The sequence below is a fragment of the Dyella sp. BiH032 genome (assembly GCF_031954525.1).
Classification (GTDB): domain Bacteria; phylum Pseudomonadota; class Gammaproteobacteria; order Xanthomonadales; family Rhodanobacteraceae; genus Dyella_D.
The window spans coordinates 1,603,374-1,626,120 of record NZ_CP134867.1 but is presented as its reverse complement, the minus strand read 5'-3'; the positions used below and the strand labels follow the sequence as shown (position 1 = coordinate 1,626,120).

General features: G+C 67.2%; 18 protein-coding genes. 17 read left to right on the top strand and 1 reads right to left on the bottom strand.

The window, feature by feature from the left end; genetic code table 11:
- Positions 1 to 157 precede the first annotated feature (157 nt).
- From pyrH to RKE25_RS07135, 13 genes are all read left to right on the top strand, one after another.
- The gene (gene pyrH / locus RKE25_RS07195) at positions 158 to 880 is read left to right on the top strand and encodes a UMP kinase (RefSeq protein WP_311841555.1); all 723 of its coding nucleotides are present in this window, start codon (positions 158 to 160) and stop codon (positions 878 to 880) included.
- Between the two features lie 119 nt (positions 881 to 999).
- Positions 1,000 to 1,557, top strand: a complete 558-nt coding sequence (gene frr / locus RKE25_RS07190; protein WP_311841554.1) for a ribosome recycling factor — start codon at positions 1,000 to 1,002, stop codon at positions 1,555 to 1,557.
- A gap of 20 nt (positions 1,558 to 1,577) precedes the next feature.
- Positions 1,578 to 2,321: a polyprenyl diphosphate synthase gene (gene uppS, locus RKE25_RS07185; protein ID WP_311841553.1), complete on the top strand. Its 744-nt coding sequence runs from the start codon at positions 1,578 to 1,580 to the stop codon at positions 2,319 to 2,321.
- A gap of 274 nt (positions 2,322 to 2,595) precedes the next feature.
- Positions 2,596 to 3,414 carry a phosphatidate cytidylyltransferase gene (locus RKE25_RS07180; protein WP_311841552.1) on the top strand — a complete coding sequence of 273 codons (819 nt, stop codon included), beginning with the start codon at positions 2,596 to 2,598 and terminating at the stop codon, positions 3,412 to 3,414.
- Positions 3,411 to 4,595 carry a 1-deoxy-D-xylulose-5-phosphate reductoisomerase gene (locus RKE25_RS07175; protein WP_311841551.1) on the top strand — a complete coding sequence of 395 codons (1,185 nt, stop codon included), beginning with the start codon at positions 3,411 to 3,413 and terminating at the stop codon, positions 4,593 to 4,595. The genes RKE25_RS07180 and RKE25_RS07175 overlap by 4 nt, the downstream gene beginning before the upstream one ends.
- 13 nt (positions 4,596 to 4,608) lie before the next feature.
- Entirely contained in the window at positions 4,609 to 5,955 is a 1,347-nt protein-coding gene (gene rseP, locus RKE25_RS07170; protein WP_311841550.1) for an RIP metalloprotease RseP, read from the top strand.
- 215 nt (positions 5,956 to 6,170) lie between these two features.
- Positions 6,171 to 8,609, top strand: a complete 2,439-nt coding sequence (gene bamA / locus RKE25_RS07165; RefSeq protein WP_311841549.1) for an outer membrane protein assembly factor BamA — start codon at positions 6,171 to 6,173, stop codon at positions 8,607 to 8,609.
- Between the two features lie 118 nt (positions 8,610 to 8,727).
- Complete coding sequence (gene lpxD / locus RKE25_RS07160; RefSeq protein ID WP_311841548.1) at positions 8,728 to 9,771, top strand: UDP-3-O-(3-hydroxymyristoyl)glucosamine N-acyltransferase; 1,044 nt, start codon at positions 8,728 to 8,730, stop codon at positions 9,769 to 9,771.
- A complete protein-coding gene (fabZ, locus tag RKE25_RS07155; protein WP_311841547.1) occupies positions 9,764 to 10,237 on the top strand; it encodes a 3-hydroxyacyl-ACP dehydratase FabZ in 474 nt (157 codons plus the stop codon). The genes lpxD and fabZ overlap by 8 nt, the downstream gene beginning before the upstream one ends.
- Entirely contained in the window at positions 10,234 to 11,007 is a 774-nt protein-coding gene (lpxA, locus tag RKE25_RS07150) for an acyl-ACP--UDP-N-acetylglucosamine O-acyltransferase (RefSeq protein ID WP_311841546.1), read from the top strand. Before fabZ ends, lpxA begins: the two co-directional genes overlap by 4 nt.
- A 28-nt stretch (positions 11,008 to 11,035) precedes the next feature.
- Complete coding sequence (gene lpxB, locus RKE25_RS07145; protein ID WP_311841545.1) at positions 11,036 to 12,310, top strand: lipid-A-disaccharide synthase; 1,275 nt, start codon at positions 11,036 to 11,038, stop codon at positions 12,308 to 12,310.
- Positions 12,307 to 12,900: a ribonuclease HII gene (gene rnhB / locus RKE25_RS07140; protein ID WP_311841544.1), complete on the top strand. Its 594-nt coding sequence runs from the start codon at positions 12,307 to 12,309 to the stop codon at positions 12,898 to 12,900. Before lpxB ends, rnhB begins: the two co-directional genes overlap by 4 nt.
- A gap of 410 nt (positions 12,901 to 13,310) precedes the next feature.
- Positions 13,311 to 13,526, top strand: coding sequence for a hypothetical protein (locus tag RKE25_RS07135; RefSeq protein ID WP_311841543.1), 216 nt, complete (start codon positions 13,311 to 13,313; stop codon positions 13,524 to 13,526).
- Positions 13,527 to 13,564: 38 nt separating this feature from the next.
- Here RKE25_RS07135 and RKE25_RS07130 read toward each other — a convergent pair whose 3' ends face one another.
- The gene (locus RKE25_RS07130) at positions 13,565 to 15,004 is read right to left on the bottom strand and encodes an amino acid permease (RefSeq protein ID WP_311841542.1); all 1,440 of its coding nucleotides are present in this window, start codon (positions 15,002 to 15,004) and stop codon (positions 13,565 to 13,567) included.
- A gap of 758 nt (positions 15,005 to 15,762) precedes the next feature.
- Here RKE25_RS07130 and dnaE point away from each other — a divergent pair.
- The 4 genes from dnaE to tilS all read left to right on the top strand — a co-directional run bounded on the left by dnaE (position 15,763) and on the right by tilS (position 22,666).
- Positions 15,763 to 19,335 carry a DNA polymerase III subunit alpha gene (gene dnaE, locus RKE25_RS07125; RefSeq protein ID WP_311841541.1) on the top strand — a complete coding sequence of 1,191 codons (3,573 nt, stop codon included), beginning with the start codon at positions 15,763 to 15,765 and terminating at the stop codon, positions 19,333 to 19,335.
- Positions 19,336 to 19,436: 101 nt separating this feature from the next.
- On the top strand, positions 19,437 to 20,393 hold the full coding sequence (locus RKE25_RS07120; RefSeq protein ID WP_311841540.1) for an acetyl-CoA carboxylase carboxyltransferase subunit alpha: 957 nt from the start codon (positions 19,437 to 19,439) through the stop codon (positions 20,391 to 20,393).
- A gap of 223 nt (positions 20,394 to 20,616) precedes the next feature.
- Complete coding sequence (locus RKE25_RS07115; RefSeq protein ID WP_311841539.1) at positions 20,617 to 21,369, top strand: NYN domain-containing protein; 753 nt, start codon at positions 20,617 to 20,619, stop codon at positions 21,367 to 21,369.
- Positions 21,362 to 22,666, top strand: a complete 1,305-nt coding sequence (tilS, locus tag RKE25_RS07110; protein ID WP_311841538.1) for a tRNA lysidine(34) synthetase TilS — start codon at positions 21,362 to 21,364, stop codon at positions 22,664 to 22,666. Before RKE25_RS07115 ends, tilS begins: the two co-directional genes overlap by 8 nt.
- Positions 22,667 to 22,747 lie beyond the last annotated feature (81 nt).

Here is a 22,747-nt window from a genome sequence, read left to right as displayed (position 1 = left end):
GCCACGGACGGCCGGACGTCCGTGCGGACAGCTCACGTAGACGCGCGCGCATGAACGAACCACGCGCCTGGCTCCGCTGCGACTGAGTGCGCGCTTACGCGACTATGCCGCAGCGGCTACAATACGCGCGTTTTGCCACACACAAACCGGAGCCCCCATGAGCGACACGCTTAAATATCGCCGCATCCTGCTCAAACTCTCCGGTGAAGCCCTGATGGGCGATGCGGACTACGGCATCGACCCGAAAGTGATCGGCCGCCTGGCCGACGAAATCATCGAGATCCAGAAAGCCGGCGTGCAGATCGGCGTCGTCATCGGCGGCGGCAACATCTTTCGCGGCGCCGGCCTCGCCGCCGCAGGGATGGACCGCGTCACCGGCGACCACATGGGCATGCTCGCCACCGTGATGAATGCGCTGGCCATGCAGGATGCCATCGAGCGCCGCGGCGGCTTCGCACGCGTCATGAGCGCCATCCAGATCCACGACGTGGCCGAGGATTTCATCCGCCGGCGCGCCATCCGCCACATCGAAAAAGGCCGCATCGCGCTGTTCGCCGCGGGAACCGGCAACCCCTTCTTCACCACCGATTCCGCCGCGGCGCTGCGCGCCGTGGAGATCGGCGCGGACCTGCTGCTCAAGGCCACCAAGGTGGATGGCGTCTATACCGCCGACCCGGCCCGCCACAGCGACGCGACCCGCTATGACCAGCTCACCTACGACCAGGTGATCGAGCGCAAGCTGGCGGTGATGGATACGGCCGCCATCGCCTTGTGCCGCGACCACGGCATGCCCCTGCGCATCTATGACATGACGGTGGCGGGCAATCTGATGCGGATCATGCGCGGCGAGCCCATCGGCACCCTCGTCTACGACCGCTGACCGGCGGCAGCGGGGCGCCGGCACTCCGGCACCCGCATTGACTGGCGGAAGGGCCCTGCCCCTTTCCGCCTATCACCCCCTGTTATACTTCCAGGCTTGCACGTTCAAGGGGTACGCCCATGCTCAACGACATCAAGACCGATGCCCAGACCCGCATGGGAAAGAGCATCGATGCGCTCAAGCACAACCTCACCCGCCTGCGCACCGGCCGCGCCAGCACCGCGCTGGTGGAGCACATCAAGGTGCCCGCCTACGGTTCCGAGATGCCGCTGAACCAGGTGGCGACGATCTCGCTGGGCGATGCCCGCTCGATCATCATCACGCCGTTCGACAAGAGCCATGTCGGCCCCATCGAAAAGGCCCTGTTGTCCTCGGATGTCGGCATCACGCCGACCACCGCCGGCACCGTGATCCGCCTGAACATGCCGCCCCTCACCGAGGAGCGCCGCCGCGAACTGGCCAAGCACGTGTCGCATGAAGGCGAGGACGCGAAGATCGCCATCCGCAACGTGCGCCGCGATGCCATGCAGAAGGTCAAGGATCTGCTCAAGGAAAAGCAGATCTCCGAAGACGACGAGCGCCGTACCGAAGACGAGATCCAGAAGCTTACCGATCGCTTCGTCAAGGACGTGGACAGCGTCGTCAAGGCCAAGGAAGAGGAGCTGATGGCGCTCTGAGCGCCATCGACTTCCCTCGCATGACCGCTGCCGACGCAGCGCGGGTCCCGCGCCACATCGCCATCGTGATGGACGGTAACGGCCGCTGGGCCAAGGCGCGCCACCGTCCCCGCAGCTTCGGCCACAACGCCGGCCGCAAGGCGCTGCGCGAGGTGGTCGAGGGCTGTCTCCGCCAAGGGGTGGAAGCGCTCACCGTCTTCGCCTTCTCCAGCGAAAACTGGCAACGTCCACAGGACGAAGTGGGCGCGCTGATGGAACTGTTCCTGCGCGCGCTCGACAAGGAAGTGGACGAGCTGCACGGCCATGGCGTGCGCATGCGTTTCATCGGCGACCTGGCCGCTTTCGATGGTTCGCTGCGCCAGCGCATGAACCAGGCCATGGCACTTACCGCCGGCAACGACAAGCTTCACCTCAGCGTGGCGGTGAACTACGGCGGTCGCTGGGACGTGGCACAGGCAGCGCGCAAGGCGGCCGAATCGGTCGCTCGCGGTGAATTCCGCGCCGACGAGATCGACGAGAAAGTGCTCGGCCACTGGATGAGCCTGTCCGATTTGCCGCCGCTGGACCTGTTCATCCGGACGGGCGGCGAGTTGCGCATCAGCAATTTCCTGCTGTGGCAGGTGGCCTACGCCGAGCTGTATTTCACCGACACGCTTTGGCCCGACTTCGACCAGGCCTGCCTGCAGCAGGCCATCGACGAATATGCACGCCGCGAGCGCCGTTTCGGGCGCACCGGCGAGCAGGTCGCTGCGGTGAAGGCTTAGGCCGGCGCCTCATGACCGCTCCGTGGCCCGCCGTGCGCGTGAATGACCCCGAGGCGGTGCGCCGCACCGGCCCGGCTGGCCGCCATGGCAAATCGCGTGCCCCCGCCTGCCGGCACCGCAAGAGCCGCCCGGAAGACCGCGCCCGCCTGGCGATGGGTTCGCGGCCTCGCTCCGCCTTGCGCGGACGTACACTCCTTCGCTCCTCCTTGTCCTGCGTGCGGCCGATTCCCGGCGCGGGCCATGGGGAGGCCACGAACAGGCCCTAAGGAACCGCATGCTGCTTCAGCGCACCCTCACCGCACTGCTGCTCGCGCCGCTTGCGATCCTCCTGATCCTGTGGCCGCCGACGACCGTGTTCGCGCCCATCGTGGCGGCTGCCTTTCTCGCCGCCCTGTGGGAATGGACGCGCCTTTCGGGCCTGAAGAACTATGCCCTGCGCGGCGGCCTGCTGGCCGCCGCGGCCGTCTTGTTCGCCTGGCTTTGGTGGGCGCGGGATTCGGCCGCCTGGCCGGTGCTGATCGGCATCGGCGTACTGTGGTGGGCCCTGGTCTGCGTCTGGCTCAATCACTTCGCCTTCGGCGCCGCGCCAACGCGCGAGAACCGGCTGATCAAGCTTGGCGCCGGCGCGCTGGTGATCATCCCGGCCTGGGTCGCCGCGCTGAGCATCCACCGCGGGCAGCCCCACGGACACTGGTGGACCTTCCTCGCCCTGGCCATCGTCTGGGCGGCCGACATCGGCGCCTATTTCAGCGGCCGCACCTTCGGCAAGCGCAAGCTGGCCCCGACCATCAGCCCCGGCAAGACCTGGGCCGGCGTGTACGGCGCCTTCGTCGCCGGCGCCCTGGTCGCGGGCGTGGGCGGCTGGCTGCTGGAGGTGCGCGGCGGAAATCTCGCCGGGCTGGTCGGCTTGTCCGTCGTCACCGTGGTTGCCTCGATCGTCGGCGACCTGCTGGAAAGCCTGATGAAGCGACACGCCGCGGTGAAAGACTCGGGCAATCTCTTTCCGGGCCACGGCGGGTTGCTGGACCGCCTCGACAGCGTCTTCGCCGCCCTGCCCGTCTTTGCCGCCGGCAAGTTGCTGCTCGGCCTATGAGTTCGCCACGCCAGATCGCCGTGCTTGGCGCCACCGGCTCCATCGGCAGCAGCACGCTCGACGTCATCGCGCGCCACCCCGAGCGTTTTCGCGCCAGCGTACTGGCGGCGCACCGGCAGGTGGAAGCACTGGCGGAGCTGTGCGTCCGGCATCGTCCGGCGCTGGCCGTCATCGGCGACCCGGCACTGGAAGGCGAGCTGGCCCGCCGACTCTCGGCCGCAGGGGTGGATTGCGCCGTCGCGGCCGGCCCGGAGGCCATCAGCGAGGCAGCCTCCGGTAGCCTTTGCGATACCGTCGTCGCCGCGATCGTGGGGGCCGCCGGCCTGGATTCCACGCTCGCAGCCGCCCGCGCCGGCAAGCGCCTCCTGCTGGCCAACAAGGAATCGATCGTGATGGCCGGCCCTCTGCTGCTGGCCGCGCTGCGCCAAGGCGGGGGCGAGCTCATTCCGATCGATTCGGAACACAACGCGATCTTCCAATGCCTGCCGGGCGGCCGACCCGATCTGGGCCACAGCGGCGTCCGCCGGCTCATCCTCACCGCCTCGGGCGGCCCCTTCCGCGGCCGCAGCCGGGCCGAACTGGCCGGGATCACCCCCGAGCAGGCCTGCCGCCATCCCAACTGGTCGATGGGCCGCAAGATCTCGGTGGACTCGGCGACCCTGATGAACAAGGGGCTCGAGGTCATCGAGGCCCTTCACCTGTTCCAGGCCTCGCCCGATGCGATCGAGGTGCTGGTGCATCCCCAGAGCCTGGTCCATTCGCTGGTGGAATACGTCGACGGATCGGTGCTGGCCCAACTGGGCAATCCGGACATGCGGACCGCGATCGCCCACGCGCTGGCCTGGCCGGACCGGGTCGACTCGGGCGTGCCGCCGCTCGACCTGGCCGCTCACGCCGCACTGCATTTCGAGCAGCCGGACCTGGGCACGTTCCGCTGCCTGGCCCTGGCGTTCCAGGCGCTGCGTGCCGGCGGGGACGCCACGGCGATCCTCAATGCCGCCAACGAAATCGCGGTGGAGGCATTCCTGGCAGGAGCCCTGCCTTTCCTGTCGATCGCCGACGTGGTCGAAAGCGTGCTCATGGAACTGCCGCCGCAACCCGTGGTCGATGTCCAGTCTCTGACTGAACGCGACAGGACGGCCCGCGAGGCCGCCCGCCGCATTCTCCGCAACGCATGCTGATAAGCTCCTGCAGATGAATTCCTTCTTCGGCTCGGTGTTTTGGTTGCTGGTCACGCTGGGCGTGCTGGTGACCTTTCACGAATTCGGCCACTACTGGGTCGCCCGCCGCTGCGGCGTCAAGGTGCTGCGCTTCTCCGTGGGTTTCGGGAAGGCCGTGTGGAAGCGCATCGGCAAGGACGGCACCGAGTACCAGGTCGCCGCGATTCCGCTGGGCGGCTACGTCAAAATGCTGGACGCCCGCGAGGGCGAGGTGGACCCCGCCGACCGCGGCCGCGAGTTCACCGGCAAGCCGGTGTGGCAGCGCATTGCCATCGTCGCTGCGGGTCCCCTGTTCAATCTCATCTTCACCGTAGTGGCGTTCTGGGCCATGTTCGTGGTCGGCATGCCGGACTATGCCCCGACCTTTACCGCCGCGCCCCACAGCATGGCAGCCGACGCCGGCATTCGACCGGGCGACCGCATGCTGGCGGTCGATGGCAAGGCGGTGGACACCTGGAGCGGCGCTTACGACGCCATCGCCAACGGACTGCTGGGGCGGGAACCGCTTCCTCTCCGCGTGCGCGGAACGGACGGCACGGAACGCACGGTCGTCCTGCCGCTCAACAAGCTGCCTGCCGGGCAGGATATCGGCCAGTACGCGGACAAGCTCGGTCTGAAACCCGCTCCCGCGCCGGCCATAGCCGCCGTGGTGACGCCGGGCTTTCCTGCCGCCGAGGCAGGCCTGCAGGGCGGCGACCGCATTGTCAGCATCAACGGGCAGGCCGTGGCGGACTTCGAGGCGTTCTCGAACGTGGTGGCGGCCGAAGCGGCCAAGTCTCCGGCACTGAACATCGCCGTCGAGCGCCAGGGCAAGCCGCTGTCCTTCAAGGTGACGGCGCGCATGGCCTCGATGGAGGGCCAGCCCGCGCGTTGGCTGGTCGGCGTACAGCCCCCGCAGACCGAACGGGTGGTACGGCGCTACGGCCTGCTGGCGGCGCTGCCGGCATCGCTGTCCGCCACCTGGGACAACACCCAGTCGCTGTTCAACATGATCGGCAAGATGCTCACCGGCCAGGCCTCGACCAAGAACCTGTCGGGCGTGATCGGCATCGCGCAGGTGGCCAACGCCTCGGCCAACATGGGCCCGGCCTGGTTCCTGCGCTTCCTGGCGCTGGTGTCGCTCAGCCTCGCGGTATTGAACCTGCTGCCGATTCCCGTCTTGGACGGGGGTCACCTGCTGTATTACCTTATCGAATTGGTCAAGGGCAGCCCGTTGAGTGAGCGTGCGATGATGGCCGGCCAGTACATCGGCCTCGCGCTGCTGTTCACGCTGATGGGTCTGGCGTTCTACAACGACATCCATCGCAGCTTGCCCTTGTGACGCGTGCGCCCAACGCCAGCGTCGGGGGACGATTGGCCTGCCGTGGCAAGGCGACCCGTGGTGTCGCCCAGGCCGCGGCGCCATGCGTTGAGATATCCTCCGCCGCGCCCCTGATCGGCGCGCGCTTTTTTTTGAGGCCGGGAACCCTCCCGCTTCCAACTTTGCTCGGGGTGGCCATGGCGGCTGCCTCGTCGGAATAAACAACGGAATCGACGATGAAGCGTATCGCCGCCCTGATCCTGCTTGCCTCACTCTCTGCCAAGGCGCTCGCGTTCGAGCCCTTCGTCGTCTCCGACATCCGTATCGATGGCCTGAGCCGTATCTCCGCCGGCACGGTGCTCAACTACCTGCCGGTCAACAAGGGGGACCGCGTCACCACGGACGCGGCGCAGCGCGCGATCCGCGCGCTGTACCAGACCAAGTTCTTCAGCGAGGTGGAGCTGGACCGCGAAGGCGACATCCTGGTGATCAAGGTCGTCGAGCGTCCGTCCATCGCCAAGCTCACGCTCCGCGGCAACAAGGACATCAAGGAAGATGACCTGCGCAAGGGCCTCAAGGAGATCGGCCTGTCCGAGGGCGAGACCTTCGACCGCCTGTCGCTCGACCGCGTCCAGCAGGAGCTGATCCGCCAGTACTACAACCGCGGCAAGTACAATGTGTCGGTCGATCCGCACGTCACCAATCTCGATCGCAACCGCGTGGCGGTGGACATTGAGATCCGCGAGGGCAAGGTCGCCAAGATCAAAGAGCTCAACATCGTCGGCAACAAGGCGTTCACCGACAAGGAAATCCGCAAGGACTTCGAGTCCGACACCACCAACTGGATGTCGTGGTACTCGAAGGACGACCAGTATTCGCGCGAGAAGCTCTCCGGCGACCTGGAGAAGCTGCAGTCGTACTACATGGATCGTGGCTACGCTGATTTCGGCGTCGATTCCACCCAGGTGACGATCGCCCCCGACAAGCGCGAGATGTACATCGCCGCCAGCGTGAAGGAAGGCGAGATCTACACCGTCTCCGACATCCATCTGCTGGGCGACTTGGTGCTGCCGGAAGACACGTTGCGCCAGCTCGTCTTCCAGAAGAAGGACCAGACCTTCAACCGCAAGGCCATCGAAGCCAGCTCGGACGCCATCAAGAGCATCCTGGCCAGCATCGGCTACGCCTTCGCCAAGGTCACGCCGGTGCCGAAGCTCGACAAGGACAAACGCACCGTCGACCTCACCTTCTACATCGAGCCGGGCAAGCGCGTGTACGTGCGCCGCGTGGTCTTCCAGGGCAACACCCGCACCGAAGACGACGTGATGCGCCGCGAAATGCGCCAGCTCGAGGGCAGCTGGTACTCGCAGCCGGCGATCGATCGCTCGAAGATCCGCCTGCAGCACCTGGGCTACTTCAAGAAGGTGGACATCGACAAGAAGCTGGTGCCGGGCACCGAAGACCAAGTCGACCTGACGGTGAAGGTGGAGGAACAGTCCGCCGGCAGCCTGATGTTCGGCGTGGGTTATTCGCAGTACTCGGGCATCATCCTTTCGGCCTCGGTGTCGCAGAACAACTTCCTCGGCACGGGCGACAGCTTCTCGGTAGCCGCGCAGCGCAGTGACTACGTCACCAGCGTCACCGCCACGTACTTCAATCCGTACCTCACCGACAACGGCGTGGGCATCGGCTACAACCTGGGTTACAGCAAGAGCGACTACGGCGATGCGAACAGCGACTTCGTCAACTTCACCAGCAGCCAGAAGTCGTTCTCGGCGTTCCTGAACTTCCCGATCACCGACTTCGACAGCGTGCGCGCGGGCCTGGGCCTGAGCAGCAACAAGATCAACCTGGACTATCAGTACTACTACAACGGCCAGCTGGTCTCGCAGAGCCTGTCGCCGCAGCAGCTGATCGACTACCAGAACGCGATCGGCCACAAGACCATCCATTCCTGGACGGGCCAGCTGGGCTGGACGCACGACACCCGCAATGGCTATTGGGCGCCGACCCGCGGCGGCCTGATGTCGCTGTCCACGGACATCGCCCTGCCCGGCTCCACCGTGCAGTACTACAAGATCTTCGGCGAGGCCAATCATTACTGGCCCATCGGCGGCGGCTTCGTGCTGTATCTGGACGGCCAGGTCGGCTACGGCAAGACGTATGGCCAGGAGTACGACAACTCCTTCGGCGAATACACCAAGGGCCAGAAGATCGACTTCCCGTTCTGGGAGAACTACTACTCCGGCGGTGTGCGCGACGTGCGCGGCTTCCAGGACAACACCCTGGGTCCGAAGCTCTGCGTCGGCACCAACACCGACGGCTCGGTGATCAAGCCCGACGCGAATGGCCGCTGCAGTGGCGGCTACTACACCTACGCCCAGCCGGTCGGCGGCGCGTTCAAGGTGCTGGGCACCGCGCAGGTGTTCCTGCCGCTGCCGTTCCTCAAGGACGTGAACACGGCGCGTGTGTCCTGGTTCGTGGACGTGGGCAATGTCTACAAGGACTACAGCAGCTTCAGCGCCTCCGAACTGCGCGCGTCTACCGGTCTCTCGCTGCAGTGGCAGGCGCCGATCGGCCCGCTGATCATCAACTTCGCCGTGCCGATCCGCTCCAAGAAGGAAGACCGCCACTACGAAGAGCGCATCCAGTTCACCTTCGGCAGCCAGTTCTGATTTCGCGCCGAGGCGGCGTCTCCGGAAAGCGCGGCCCTGCCGCGCTTTCTTTTTTCCCGTGCGGAAAGACGCCGCGGGGCCTACGCCCTACAATGCCCCGCACCGCCAGGGAGCCCGCATGAGCACCTTCCAGTACACCGTGGCCGAGCTGGCCGAACGATTCGGCCTCGCCTTCCAGGGCGACGCCCAGCGCATCATCGACGGCGTCGGCACCCTCGCCGGCGCCGGCCCGAGCCAGCTGAGTTTTCTCTCCAACAGCAAATACGGCGCCCAGCTGGCCGGCACGCGGGCGGGCGTGGTCGTGCTGCGCGAGGAAAACCTCGGCGACTGCCCCACCGCTGCGCTCGTCGCCAAGGACCCGTACGTCGCCTACGCGAAGATCGCCGCCCTGTTCGAACGCCTGCCGGCCTCGCCCGCAGGCATCCACGTGAGCGCGGTGGTATCGCCCAGCGCACGGGTCGCGCCGACGGCCAGCATCGGCCCCTGCTGCGTGGTCGAGGACGATGCGGTGATCGAGGAAGGCGCTGTGCTCGGCCCGCACTGCATCGTGGGCGCCGGCTGCGTGGTGGGCCCGCAGTCGCGGCTGGTCGCGCGGGTCACCCTGGTCACGCGCGTGACGCTGGGCAAGCGCGTGCTGGTCCACCCGGGCGCCGTCATCGGCTCCGATGGTTTCGGTCTGGCCTTCGACCGCGGCGCTTCCGACCACGGCGGCTGGATCAAGCTGCCCCAGCTCGGCGGCGTCCGCATCGGCGACGACTGCGAGATCGGCGCCAATACCACTATCGACCGTGGCGCCCTCGAGGACACCGTGCTGGAAGAAGACGTGCGCCTGGACAACCAGATCCAGATCGCCCACAACGTCTACGTCGGCGCGCACACCGCCATGGCCGGCTGCGCGGCGGTCGCCGGCAGCGCCAGGATCGGCCGCTACTGCATGATCGGCGGCAACGCCGGCGTGCTGGGCCATCTGGAGCTGGCCGACCGGGTTACCATTACCGCCAAGAGCCTGGTGACGCACTCGATCCGCGAGCCCGGCGAGTATTCCTCGGGTGTGCCCTTGCAGGAGAACCGCCAATGGCGGCGCAATGCGGCCCGTTTCAAGCACCTGGATGAGTTCGCGCGCCGCGTCTCGGCGCTGGAGAAGGACAGTAACAATGAGTGACAAGACCGTGCCCTTCCACCTGCCGGTGAACGTGGAGCAGATCCAGAACCTGCTCCCGCATCGCTATCCGTTCCTGCTGGTGGACCGGGTGATCGAGCTGGTACCCGACAAGAGCGTGGTCGCGCTGAAGAACGTGACGATCAACGAGCCGTTCTTCCAGGGGCACTTCCCCGGCCACCCGGTGATGCCCGGCGTGCTGATCGTGGAGGCGATGGCGCAGACCGCCGGCCTGCTCACGCAGATCAGCAGCCGCCTGAAGGGCGACACCGGCAGCCCGCTGTTCTACCTGGCGAAGGTGGACAACGCCCGCTTCAGCGCCATCGTCTCGCCTGGCGACCAGCTGCGGATGGAGGTCTCCCTCAAGCGCCTGCTGCGCAGCATGGGGCTGTTCGAGGCGCGTGCGCTGGTGGATGGCAAGGAAGTGGCCTCCTGTGAGCTGATGTGCGCCGCGAGGTCGGACAAATGATCCATCCCACCGCACAGATCGATCCCTCTGCCAGGCTTGGTGCCAACGTCACCGTCGGCGCCTACAGCGTGATCGGTGCTGACGTCGAGATCGGCGAAGGCACGGTGGTCGGCCCGCACGTGGTCATCGAAGGGCCTACCCGCATCGGCCGCGACAACCGCATCAGCCAGTTCGCCTCGCTCGGCGGCGCACCGCAGGACAAGAAGTTCCAGGGCGAGCGCACCGAGCTGGTGATCGGCGACCGCAACCTCATCCGCGAATTCACCACCATCAACCGCGGCACGGGCGATGGCGGCGGCATCACCCGCGTGGGCAACGACAACTGGCTGCTCGCTTACGTCCACGTAGCGCACGATTGCCAGATCGGCAACAACACGGTGTTTTCCAACTATTCGGCACTGGCCGGGCACGTGGAGATCGGCGATTTCGTGATCATGTCCGGTTTCTCCGGCGTGCATCAGTTCTGCAAGGTCGGCGCGCACGCCTTCATCGGCATGGGTTGCCTGGTCGGTTCCGACGTGCCTCCCTTCGTGATGATGGCCAACGAGCAGCGCGGCCGTCCGCGCGGCATCAACAGCGAAGGCCTCAAGCGCCGCGGCTTCGACGCGTCGCGGATCTCCGCGATCAAGCGCGCCTACCGAACGCTGTACATGGCCGGCCTCACGCTGTCCGATGCGCGTGAACAGCTCGTCGCGCAAGCGCAGGAGAGCGACGACGTGCGTGCCATGCTGGAATTCCTCGATCGCAGCGAGCGCGCCCTGGCGCGCTGAACGAGAGAGTCGGGCGAGAGCATCAGGCATGGCTTCTGGCGAATCGGACAAGCCGGTCGACAACACCACGCCATCGGACGCAGTCGTTCCTGCGGCCGGCCCGCCCCTCGCCGCACGCAACCCCACGATCGCCCTGATCGCCGGCGAGGATTCCGGCGACCAGCTTGGCGCCGACCTGATCGCCGCACTGCGCAAGCGCTATCCGGACGCGCGCTTTGTCGGCATCGGCGGCGCGCGCATGCAGGCGCAGGGCTTCGATTCCTGGTACGACATCCGCGAGCTCTCGCTGTTCGGCCTGGCCGAAGTCGTCAGCCACCTGCCGCGCCTGCTTAGCCTGCGCAAGGCTTTGGTCGCGCGGCTGCTTGCCGCGAAGCCGGCGGTCGTGGTGGGCATCGACGCGCCGGACTTCAACCTCGGCGTGGAGCGCCGCCTGCGCGAGGCCGGCCTGCGCACCGTTCACTACGTCAGCCCCTCGGTATGGGCCTGGCGCGAGAACCGCGCGGCCAAGATCGGCCGCAGCGCGGATCGCGTGCTTTGCCTGTTTCCGATGGAACCGGCGATCTACGCGCGCCACGGCGTCGATGCGCGCTTCGTAGGCCACCCGCTGGCGGACCGCTTCGCGCTGGTCTCCGATCGCATCGGCGCACGGGATTTCCTGCAATTGCCGCAGAACGTGCCGGTGCTCGCACTGCTGCCCGGCAGCCGCGCCTCCGAAGTCGCCCGCCTCGGCCGCATTTTCCTGGACGCTTCGCGCAAGGTCGCGGCCGAGGTGCCCGGCCTGCGCATCGTCGTTCCTGCCGCCAACGCACGCGTGCATGCCACGCTGAAATCCATGCTCGGCGACGGCTCGGCGAGCGACGACAAGCCCATGCTGCTCGATGGCCATGCGCACGAGGCCATGCTCGCCGCCGACGTGGTGATGCTCGCCTCCGGCACGGCCACGCTGGAGGCCATGCTGGCCAAGCGGCCGATGGTGGTCGGTTATCGCGTCTCGCCGCTGAGTTACCGCATCGCCCGCGCGATGAACATGCTCAAGACGGACGTCTACGCACTGCCCAACATCCTCGCGCGCGCCTGCGGCCTCGGCGACCAGGCCATCCTCGCGCCGGAACTGATGCAGGACGATTGCACGCCGGACAAGCTCGCCCTTGCCACCCTGGAACTCTTTCGCGACAGCCGCCGGCGCGGCGAGATCGTCGCCGCGTTCGAGCAACTGCATCGCATCCTGCGCGGCGAATTGGAGGGCGAGGCCGGCGATCACGCTGCCGCGGCCATCGCCGATCTGATCGAGCGCCCGCGATGAGCAAGCGCATGCGCCACATCGCGGGTGTCGACGAAGCCGGCCGCGGACCGCTCGCCGGGCCAGTGGTGGTGGCTGCGGTGATCCTAAATCCGGCGCGCCCCATCGACGGGCTCGACGATTCCAAGAAACTCAGCGAAGCCAAGCGCGAAGCCCTCTACGAACTGATCGTCACCCACGCGATCGCGCACTGCGTGGTGGCGATGAGCGTGACGGAGATCGACCAGCTCAATATTTTCCAGGCCACCATGGCCGGCATGAGCCGCGCCGTCGCCGGGCTGCAGCCCGGCGCGCACGAAGCCTGGATCGACGGCAACGCACTGCCGAAGAACCTGCCCTGCCCCGGCCGCGCCATCGTCGGCGGCGACGCGTTGGAGCCGGCGATCAGCGCGGCCTCGATCCTCGCCAAGGTCACGCGCGACCGCATCATGGTGGCGATGGAATCGACGCATCCGGGCTATGGCTTCGCTTCGCACAAGGGTTATGCGACGCCCGCACACGTCGAGGCGCTGCAGCGTCTCGGGCCGTGCATCGAACACCGCCGCAGCTTCGCGCCGGTGAAGCTGATGCTGGACCAGGGCACGCTGTTCTGAGTCCGCCGCCGCTGCACGCGGCGAAGCATCAAAGAGGCCAAAATCCGCGGGCAGACGCCCTTTCCGCGCATGTCCTTCGACATGGGCCATCGTCCCGGGGAAAGGACTAGACTACGTCCACGATCGGAAGACGCCGCGCGTGGTCCGCCGCGTCTGCAAGGAGAGCCATCCGTCCGATCGGGCTCCGTCTTTCGCCGGGGCGCCCACGGCAGCAACCTTTGTGCGGCGCGACGCATCGAACGGATGAAGCAGGACGAAGTAGGCTGACTGCATCGTCGACCGCCGGACACCGATCCCACGGCGCGGTCGCAACTTCAGGCAGGGACGCATGGTGCAACCCTCCGCGGGCACCGGCCCAATGCCTTGCGGGAACGCCAGCGGCGCATGCGAGACGCCGCAGGAGTCCAGCCATGAAACGTCAGGAAACCATCCACCCCGTCAGCCCCGGTAGCCTGTACATGCCTGAAGAACACGGCACGGTATCCGCCGTGGCCGCAAACGGCACACCGTCATTACCGCTGCCCGACGTCGGCCACGTTGACTACAACCTGCACCCGCTGAAGGTCGCCGGCCTGGATCACTACATCGAACAGCCGGCCTGGGAAGTGCGCTTTCGCATTTCCTGAAGGATGGACCCGTACGGACCGGATCGGCCGCCGCTTGCTCAGCCGCGCCCGCGCAGGCGGCTGTGGCGATAGCCGTAGCCGGCGTAGATGAGCAGGCCGATCGTGGTCCACGCGGCGAGCAGCATCCAGTTCCCCAGGTTCATCTGGGCGAGCAGGAAGGCGCACACCAGCACACCCAGGCTGCAGACGAACGGCGCCGCCGGCACGCGGAAGCCGCGCGGGATGTTGGGATGCGTGCGGCGGAGCACCAGCACGCCGATGCAGACCGTGGCGAACGCCAGCAAGGTGCCCATCGAAAGCAGGTCGCCCAGCAGGCTGAGCGGGAACACCGCGGCGAGGATGCCGCCGACCGTACCCACCAGCAGCGTGGTCCGGTGCGGCGTACGGTGGCGTTCGTGCACGGCCCCGAAGAACGTCGGCAGCAGGCCGTCGCCCGCCATGCTGTAGAGGATGCGCGACAACCCCAGGTGCATCACCAGGATCACCGAGGTCAGGCCAGCGACGGCGCCCACCTGGGTAAGGATCTTCAGCCAGGCCAGCGACGGATGGGCTGCCAGCGCGGTCGCCACCGGCTCGGCCGTGCCCAGCTGCGGATACGGCACCAGGCCGGTCAGGACCGCGGCCACGATGATGTAGAGCACCGTGCAGACTGCCAGCGAGATGAGAATGCCGGCCGGCACGTTGCGCTGCGGGTTGCGGGTTTCCTGTGCGGCCGTGGCCACCGCGTCGAAGCCGATGTAGGCGTAGAAGACACTGGTCGCGGCGCGGAACACGCCCGACCAGCCGTAATGGTCGCCGCCCTGGTTTTCCGGTACGAAGGGATGCCATAGCGCGGGGTCCACGTACTGCAGGCCGCAGACCACGAACAGCACCACCACGATCACCTTGAGCGCCACCACCACGCTGGCGAAAAAGGTGGATTGCTGCGTGCCGCGGTACAGCAGCGCGGTCAGCGCCGCCACGACCAGCAGCGCCGGCAGGTTCAGCAAGGCCCCCGTCGCCTGCAGATGCCCGTCCTTGAAGCTGAGCGGTGCGTTGGCGAGCGCCGCCGGCACGCGAATGCCGATGCTGTTGAGCAGCCCCACACCATAGCCGGACCAGCCCACTGCCACGGACGACACCGCCAGCAGGTATTCCGCCACCACGTTCCACCCGATGAACCACGCCAGCAGCTCCCCGAAGGTGGCATAGGCGTACACATAGGCGCTGCCGGACACCGGCAGCATCGCCGCGAACTCCGCATAGCTCAGCGCCGCCAGCGCCGCCGCCAACCCCGCCAGCACGAAGGAGAGCGTCAGCGCCGGCCCCGCATGCTCCGCCGCCGCCTGCCCCGTGATCACGAAAATACCCGCACCGATCACCGCCCCCACGCCCAGCACGATCAGTTCCTTCAGACCCAGCGTCCGCCTCAGCGAATCATCGGCGGTGAGCGAGGCCTCAACAGGCTTCACGGCGAACAGAGAGCGAATCAACGACATCGGGCGCTCCGGGGCGCGGCGGAAAGCCCGGAACCATGCCAGCCGGGGGCGGGCATGGCAACTGTGAGGCTGAGTGGTTGGGAAAATTAGGAAGAGTATGGCAAGCACCCACCCCTCATCCCGCCTTCTCCCCGGAGGGGAGAAGGAGAAGTGCAGTACCGCGGCAAGCAAAAGCAAGAACAAGAGCGAGCGAAGCGACGCTCCGTGTGGCTCTTGATCTTCCGGGTTCCCTTCGCGGCGGTGAGGGCTGGACGATCAGGCCCGCGAAGCGGGGCGGGGACAGGGATGTCCCCGCCTTTTCGATCAGGGCAGGATGCCCTGTCGAAAAGCCCGGCCAGCCCTCAACGCACCCGCAGCAGCGAAGGCTGCGGAGGGCGCCGCGCAGGGGGCCCTTCTTCTTGGTTACTTCTTCTCGTGGTCCCCCTTGAGGGGATGGGCAAGCAAGAAGAAGTAACTCGCTCTCCGGCAGGAGAGCGAAACCCTCGCCCCGCGAGGGGCGAGACACGGCTGGCGACACGTCCCGAGAACCGAGCCATGACCCCGCTGGATGACTCGCCGCGCCCGCCCCAACGCCAGAATGACGGCAGTAGATAGGGGCGGCGCGACCTAGTGCACCAGTGTGGCGGAACAAAGCGCAGCCGGCATGACACGCGCAACCAAAGCGCCCCGCGGCGCCAACCGCCCATTCCCCGCGGAAGTCAATCTTGCCCACCACCGCAGCCCCCGCTAGCCTCCCACCACTCACCGCGTGAGTCCGCATGACCGTCCGCTTCGCCCACCTCCACCTGCACAGCGAATACTCGCTGGTCGATTCGACCATCCGCATCAAGGCGCTGGTCGAAGCCTGCGTGCGCGAAGGCATCCCCGCCGTCGCGCTGACCGACGAGACGAACATGTTCGCGCTGGTGAAGTTCTACAAGGCCTGCAGCGCAGCCGGCATCAAGCCGATCGGCGGCTGCGACCTGTGGATCAGCCTGCCGGACGATCCGCGCCCTTCGCGCGTCACGCTGATCTGCCAGAACCGCGACGGCTATCTGAATCTGTCGCGCCTGGTCTCGCGCGTGTGGCGCGAGGGCCAGGGTACGGGGCGTCCGCTGGCGGAGGCCGCCTGGCTCACGCCGGAAGCCACCGAGGGCCTGATCGCGCTGGTCGGCCGCGAGAACGAAGTGGCGCGCCTGGCGGTGAACCAGGGTGTCGCGGTAGCGGCGGCACGCCTGCGACCGTTCGCCCGCCAGTTCAAGGACCGTCTGTATCTGGAACTCACCCGCTGCGGCCGCGAGGGCGAGGAAACCTGGAACGCCGCCGCGCTGGCTCTCGCCACCGAACTGGACTTGCCCGTCGTCGCCAGCAACGACGTGCGCTTCCTGCGCCAGGACGACTTCGAGGCGCACGAGGCCCGCGTTTGCATCAACCAGGGACGCGTGCTGGCCGATCCCAAGCGCCCGCGCGACTACAGCGACCAGCAGTACCTCAAGACGCCCCAGCAGATGGCCGAGCTGTTCGCGGACATCCCCGAGGCGCTGGAAAACACCGTCGAGCTGGCCAAGCGCTGCACGCTGGAGCTGAGCTTCGGTACGTACTACCTGCCCAACTTCCCCGTGCCGGAAGGCCACGACCTGGCCAGCTACATCCGCGAGCTCGCGCACCAGGGCCTGAAGGAGCGCCTCGCCACCAACCCGCTGGCGCCCGGCTACACGCTCGATGACTACGTCGCCCGCCTCGACCGCGAGCTGGACGTCATCATCAAGATGGGCTTCCCCGGCTACTTCCTGATCGTGGCGGACTTCATCAACTGGGGTAAGCAGAACGGCATCCCGGTGGGTCCGGGCCGCGGCTCGGGTGCCGGCTCGCTGGTGGCGTGGGTGCTGAAGATCACCGACCTGGACCCGCTGCCGTTCAACCTGCTGTTCGAGCGCTTCCTCAATCCGGAACGCGTGTCGATGCCGGACTTCGACATCGACTTCTGCATGGACCGCCGCGACGAGGTGATCGACTACGTCGCGCGCAAGTACGGCCGCGACCACGTCAGCCAGATCATCACCTACGGCTCGATGGCCGCGAAGGCGGTGCTGCGCGACTCCGGTCGCGTGCTGGGCATGGGCTACAACGCGGTCGACAAGATCGCCAAGCTGATCCCGCCGCGCCCGCTCGACCTCACGCTGTCCTGTGCGCTGGGCCGTTCGGAGAAGGCCAAGAAAGACCCCGATCGCATCGTCAGGGAATTCTGCGATCTGTACGAGCAGGACGAGGAAGCGCGCACGCTGATCGACCTGGCACTCAAGCTGGAAAACCTCACCCGCAACGCCGGCAAGCACGCCGGCGGCGTGGTGATCGGCCCGAAGCCGCTGACCGAATTCGCCCCGCTTTACTGCGAACCGGGCGGTGGCGGCGTGGTGACGCAGTACGACAAGGACGACGTCGAAGCGGTCGGCCTGGTGAAGTTCGACTTCCTCGGCCTGCGCACGCTCACCATCATCGACTGGGCGGTTAAGGCCATCAACGCGCGCCGCGCGAAGGAAGGCCAGGAAGCGCTGGACATCGCCGCGCTGCCGCTGGACGACCCTGACACCTACAAGCTGCTGCAGCAGGCCAAGACGGTGGCCGTGTTCCAGCTCGAATCCTCGGGCATGCAGCGCATGCTCAAGGACGCGCGCGCCGACCGCTTCGAGGACATCGTGGCGCTGGTGGCGCTGTACCGCCCCGGCCCGATGGACCTGATTCCCAGCTTCGTCGCGCGCAAGCACGGCCGCGAGGAAGTGCAGTACCCCGATCCGCGCGTCGAGCCGATCCTGAAAGAGACCTACGGCATCATGGTCTATCAGGAGCAGGTGATGCAGATGGCGCAGATCGTGGGCGGCTACTCGCTCGGCGGCGCCGACCTGCTGCGCCGCGCGATGGGCAAGAAGAAAGTCGAGGAGATGGCGAAGGAGCGCGCCAAGTTCCGCGAAGGCGCGGCCAAGGACGGGCTCAGCGGCGAGAAGGCCGACGAAATCTTCGACCTGATGGAGAAGTTCGCCGGCTACGGCTTCAACAAATCGCACGCGGCCGCCTACGCGCTGGTCTCGTACCAGACCGCATGGCTGAAGGCGCACTACCCCGCCGAGTTCATGGCCGCGACGATCTCGTCGGACATGGACAACACCGACAAGGCGGTAACCTTCATCGACGAGTCCAAGGCGATCGGCCTGACGGTGCTGCCGCCGGACGTCAATGCGTCGGAGTTCATGTTCGTCGCGGTGGAACCCAAGGTCATCCGCTACGGCCTGGGTGCGATCAAAGGCGTCGGCCAGGGTGCCTGCGAGGCGATCGCCGACGAACGCCGGCGTGGAGGTTCGTACAAGGACCTCGCCGATTTCTGCCGTCGTGTCGATCCCACCAAGCTCAATCGGCGCGTGCTGGAAGCGCTCATTCTTTCCGGCGCGCTGGACGCGCTGGCGCCGACCCGCGCCAGCCTGATGCTGCAGCTGCCTGACGCCATCAAGGCGGCGGAACAGCACCTGCGCGACAAGCAGTCGGGCCAGAACGACATGTTCGGCGCCGCCATGTCTGACAAGAGCGGGGGCGGCGTTGCTCCCGTGGTGCAGATCGACCTGCCCACCGCGCCCGAATGGCCGCTGGAGCAGAAGCTGCAGGGCGAGCGCGACACCCTAGGCCATTACCTCTCCGGCCATCCCACCGACCCGTGGCGTGAGGAACTGCTGCAGCTGTCCACCTGCCCGCTCGGCGAGATCGCCGAACGTTACCAGCCGCCGCGCCCGCGCAAGAACGATGGCGACGACAACCGCTTCCGCCGCGGGCCCGACACGCCGTGGACCGTGGCCGGCATGATCACCGCCATCCGCAAGCGCGGCGAGAGCGACGCCTTCGTCCGCCTGGAAGACGGCACCGGCGTCATCGAGGTGAGCTTCTTCGGCGAGCTGTACCAGCAGGTCGCCCCACTGCTCACCCGCGACGAGATCCTGGTGGTGGAAGGCGGGCTGCGCATCGACGATTTCTCCGGTGGCGGCTTTGCCGTGCGCGCCCGCAGCGCGCTCACGCTGGGCGATGCCTGTCGCCGCTTCGCGCGTGTGCTGCACGTGAAATTGAACGGCGTGGGGCCCGGCTTCGTCGACCAGCTGCGCCACACCCTGGCCGGTTACCGCAACGGCCGCACTTCCGTAGTCCTGCACGGCTACCACAACAAGACCGCCCAGGCCGACCTGGAGCTCGGCGAGGCCTGGCGCGTCGAGGCCATCCCTGAGCTGCTGCGCGCGGTGCGCGCCGTGCCCGGCGTGCAGGCAGCGAAACTACGGATCGTGCGCGAGCAGACCGGCGGCGGCCGCGGGGACTAGCCCGTGCCTCGTCCGGGCGCCCTGCAGCCCATACGGCCCCGTTCTCGCCTTTTCCGCCGGCCCGGTATACTGCCCCGCTTCCGTGTCCCGAATAGCACCGAATGAACCCGAACTTCCTCGATTTCGAACAACCGATTGCCGAGCTGGACGCGAAGATCGAAGAGCTTCGCCATGCCAGCCATGGCCAGGCGTTCAACATCGATGATGAAGTCGCCCGCCTCCGGGAAAAGCTGAAGATCAAGACGGCGGAAATCTTCCGCAACCTCAGCTCGTGGCAGGTCACCCAGCTGTCGCGCCATCCCGCGCGTCCGTACACCCTCGACTACATCGGCGTGATGTGCGATGAGTTCCACGAACTGGCCGGCGACCGCGCGTATGCCGATGACGCGGCCATCGTGGGCGGCATCGGCCGTATCAACGGCCGCTCGGTGGTGATCATCGGCCACCAGAAGGCGCGCGACACCAAGGGCAAGGTGCGCCGCAATTTCGGCATGCCGCGCCCGGAGGGCTACCGCAAGGCGCTGCGCCTGATGAAGCTCGCCGAGCGCTTCAAGCTGCCCCTGCTCACCCTGATCGACACGCCCGGCGCCTATCCCGGCGTCGGCGCCGAAGAGCGCGGCCAGAGCGAGGCCATCGCCCGCAACCTGCTGGAAATGGCCGACCTGCGCGTGCCGATCGTCTGCACGGTGATCGGCGAGGGCGGCTCCGGCGGCGCGCTGGCCATCGGCGTGGGCGACCGCACCATCATGCTGCAGTACTCCACGTACTCGGTGATCTCGCCCGAGGGCTGCGCCTCGATCCTGTGGAAGAGCGCCGACAAGGCCAAGGACGCCGCCGAGGCCCTGGGCCTGACCGCGCCGCGCCTGCTGGAGCTGGGCCTGATCGACAAGGTGGTGCGCGAGCCGCTGGGCGGCGCGCACCGCAACCCGCATTCCATGGCCGTCCGCCTGAAGGCCGTGCTGCTCAACCAGCTGGACGAGCTGGAGGCGCTGCCCATCGACCAGCTGCTGGAACAGCGCTACCACCGGCTGCGCGGGTACGGCGCCTACACCGAGTAACACGCGGGGAACTCTTCTCCCCTCTGGGGACAAGGGGCCGGTCCCGGGGATTCCCTTCGGTCACAACAGATCAGGGGCCGGGCCCGCAAACGCAGATCGAGAGCGCGCCGCTCGCTTTCCGCTCCTGCTTCTAAGCTCGCCCGCTCCACACTCCCCCTTCTCCCGACGGGGAGAGGGAGCAAGGCGCGCTATCATCCCCCGGCCCATCACGCCGGAGGCCGCCATGGCCAGCGACAGCACCAAGCTCGCCGTCCTGATCGATGCCGACAATGCGCAGCCGAACCTGGCCGAAGCCCTGCTGGCCGAGGTCGCCAAGTACGGCACCGCACACGTCAAGCGCGCCTACGGCGACTGGACCAGCCATCACCTGAAGACCTGGAAGGAGCAGCTGCTCACGCAGTCCATCCAGCCGATCCAGCAGTTCGGCTATACCAGCGGCAAGAACGCCACTGACTCGGCGATGATCATCGATGCGATGGACCTGCTGTATTCCGGCCGCTTCGACGGCTTCTGCATCGTCTCCAGCGACAGCGACTTCACCCGGCTGGCCGCGCGCATCCGCGAATCCGGCCTGATCGTGTACGGCTTCGGCGAGCGCAAGACGCCAGACCCCTTCGTCGCGGCGTGCGACAAGTTCATCTACACCGATATCCTCGTCAGCAAACCGGACGAGGAGGCGCCGCTCAAGCCGCGCACCGCCGCGCAGCTGAAACAGGACAGCGGCCTGGTCAACCTGCTGCGCAATGCGGTCGAGGCGGCCTCCGACGACGATGGCTGGGCAGGGCTCGGCGGCGTAGGTTCGATCATCACCAAGCAACGTCCGAACTTCGATGCGCGCAGCTACGGCTACAACAAGCTCAGCGAATTGATCGCCGCGACCACGCTGTTCGAAATCGACCGCCGCAGCCCCGGCGAGGGCCGCCCGAAGGCGATCTACGTACGCAACAAATCGAAGAAGCCGGTCACTCGTGAATAGTGCGGAACCGCTCGCCGGCATCCTGCGGGACGCCTTGCGCGCGCATCCAACAGGGGCTCTGTGCGTCGCCTTCAGCGGCGGCCCCGATTCCACTGCCCTTCTGCATGCACTAGCCGGTTTGCGCGAAGCGCGGGAGCGCGGCCTGCGCGCGATCCACGTCGACCACGGCCTGCATGCGCACAGCGGCGACTGGGCCGAGCGTGCGCTGCAGTTCTGTTCGGTGCTGGAGATCGAATGCGTCGTGGCCCGCGTCGATGTGATGCGCGCGAGCGGCGAAGGCCTGGAAGCCGCGGCACGGCATGCGCGCTATACGGCGCTGGCGAACGCCTTGCGCGAAGGCGAATGGCTGCTGCTAGGCCATCACCGGGACGACCAGGCGGAAACCGTGCTGCTCAAACTGCTGCGCGGCGCCGGGCCGGAAGGCATGGGCGGCATGCGCGCGATGCGTCCGCTCGGCGCGGGCATGCTCTGGCGTCCGTTGCTCGACACGCCACGCCTCGTACTGCGCGACTACACGGAGCGGCATCGCCTTCCCGTGATCGACGATCCGTCGAACGCCGACACGCGTCTCTCGCGCAACTATCTGCGCGCGAACATCCTGCCGCGACTCGTCGAGCATTGGCCTCACGCGGTCGATTCGATCCTCCACAGCGCCACGCACCACCGCGCGGCGGCGGACGTGCTGCGCGAACGCTGGCTCGCAGAGTTCGAACGCGTGCACGACCGGACTACCGGCAGCCTGGACGCGGCGGCTTGGCTGCAGCTGCCGCCGGCGCTGCGCGATCCACTGCTGGACCACTGGCTGCGCGGCCGCCACCTGCGCATCCCCACCCTCGCGCAGCGCGCCCAGATCGAACGCCAACTGCGCGGCCTGCGCGAAGGCCGCGTGCCCTGCATCCACTGGCCGGGCACCGACCTGCACATCTGGAAGGGCCGGCTATGGGCCGTCGCGTCCGCCGTCCCGCTGCCATCGGCATGGCAGGCGGAGTGGCAGGGCCAGCCGCTCACGCTGCCCGGCGGCGGTCGGCTGGAATGGCTGGGCGCACCTCCGGCCGAAACCTTCACGGTGCGCTTTCGCCAAGGAGGAGAAAAGCTCAGGCCGCTGGGACATCGCCACACACGTGAGCTGCGCGACCTGTTCCAGCAGTCGTCCATGCCGCCATGGCGCAGAGCAGCATGTCCCCTGATTTACGCGGGCGAGGAGCTGATTGCCGTCGCCGACCTGTGGCGCAGTGAACAGGGGGAGAGCCGTTTCCGACTGGCCGGCGGGCAACCCTGCTGGCGGCCGGCTGACTGAGCCGCGCAAGAACGAGTGATATTCAGCAAGAATTTCTACCCATCGGCCTAGCTTTTCTCCGTCATCACGCGGAGTAGCCGC

What these genes read in the sequence shown, in the direction of transcription:
- fabZ (WP_311841547.1), top strand. Translation starts at nt 9,764, where the DNA reads ATGAGTGACAAGACCGTGCCCTTCCACCTGCCGGTGAACGTGGAGCAG.
- RKE25_RS07180 (WP_311841552.1), top strand. Translation starts at nt 2,596, where the DNA reads ATGCTGCTTCAGCGCACCCTCACCGCACTGCTGCTCGCGCCGCTTGCG.
- lpxA (WP_311841546.1), top strand. Translation starts at nt 10,234, where the DNA reads ATGATCCATCCCACCGCACAGATCGATCCCTCTGCCAGGCTTGGTGCC.
- RKE25_RS07120 (WP_311841540.1), top strand. Translation starts at nt 19,437, where the DNA reads ATGAACCCGAACTTCCTCGATTTCGAACAACCGATTGCCGAGCTGGAC.
- RKE25_RS07175 (WP_311841551.1), top strand. Translation starts at nt 3,411, where the DNA reads ATGAGTTCGCCACGCCAGATCGCCGTGCTTGGCGCCACCGGCTCCATC.
- lpxD (WP_311841548.1), top strand. Translation starts at nt 8,728, where the DNA reads ATGAGCACCTTCCAGTACACCGTGGCCGAGCTGGCCGAACGATTCGGC.
- bamA (WP_311841549.1), top strand. Translation starts at nt 6,171, where the DNA reads ATGAAGCGTATCGCCGCCCTGATCCTGCTTGCCTCACTCTCTGCCAAG.
- pyrH (WP_311841555.1), top strand. Translation starts at nt 158, where the DNA reads ATGAGCGACACGCTTAAATATCGCCGCATCCTGCTCAAACTCTCCGGT.
- RKE25_RS07135 (WP_311841543.1), top strand. Translation starts at nt 13,311, where the DNA reads ATGAAACGTCAGGAAACCATCCACCCCGTCAGCCCCGGTAGCCTGTAC.
- rseP (WP_311841550.1), top strand. Translation starts at nt 4,609, where the DNA reads ATGAATTCCTTCTTCGGCTCGGTGTTTTGGTTGCTGGTCACGCTGGGC.
- frr (WP_311841554.1), top strand. Translation starts at nt 1,000, where the DNA reads ATGCTCAACGACATCAAGACCGATGCCCAGACCCGCATGGGAAAGAGC.
- rnhB (WP_311841544.1), top strand. Translation starts at nt 12,307, where the DNA reads ATGAGCAAGCGCATGCGCCACATCGCGGGTGTCGACGAAGCCGGCCGC.
- RKE25_RS07115 (WP_311841539.1), top strand. Translation starts at nt 20,617, where the DNA reads ATGGCCAGCGACAGCACCAAGCTCGCCGTCCTGATCGATGCCGACAAT.
- lpxB (WP_311841545.1), top strand. Translation starts at nt 11,036, where the DNA reads ATGGCTTCTGGCGAATCGGACAAGCCGGTCGACAACACCACGCCATCG.
- RKE25_RS07130 (WP_311841542.1), bottom strand. Translation starts at nt 15,004, where the DNA reads ATGTCGTTGATTCGCTCTCTGTTCGCCGTGAAGCCTGTTGAGGCCTCG.
- uppS (WP_311841553.1), top strand. Translation starts at nt 1,578, where the DNA reads ATGACCGCTGCCGACGCAGCGCGGGTCCCGCGCCACATCGCCATCGTG.
- dnaE (WP_311841541.1), top strand. Translation starts at nt 15,763, where the DNA reads ATGACCGTCCGCTTCGCCCACCTCCACCTGCACAGCGAATACTCGCTG.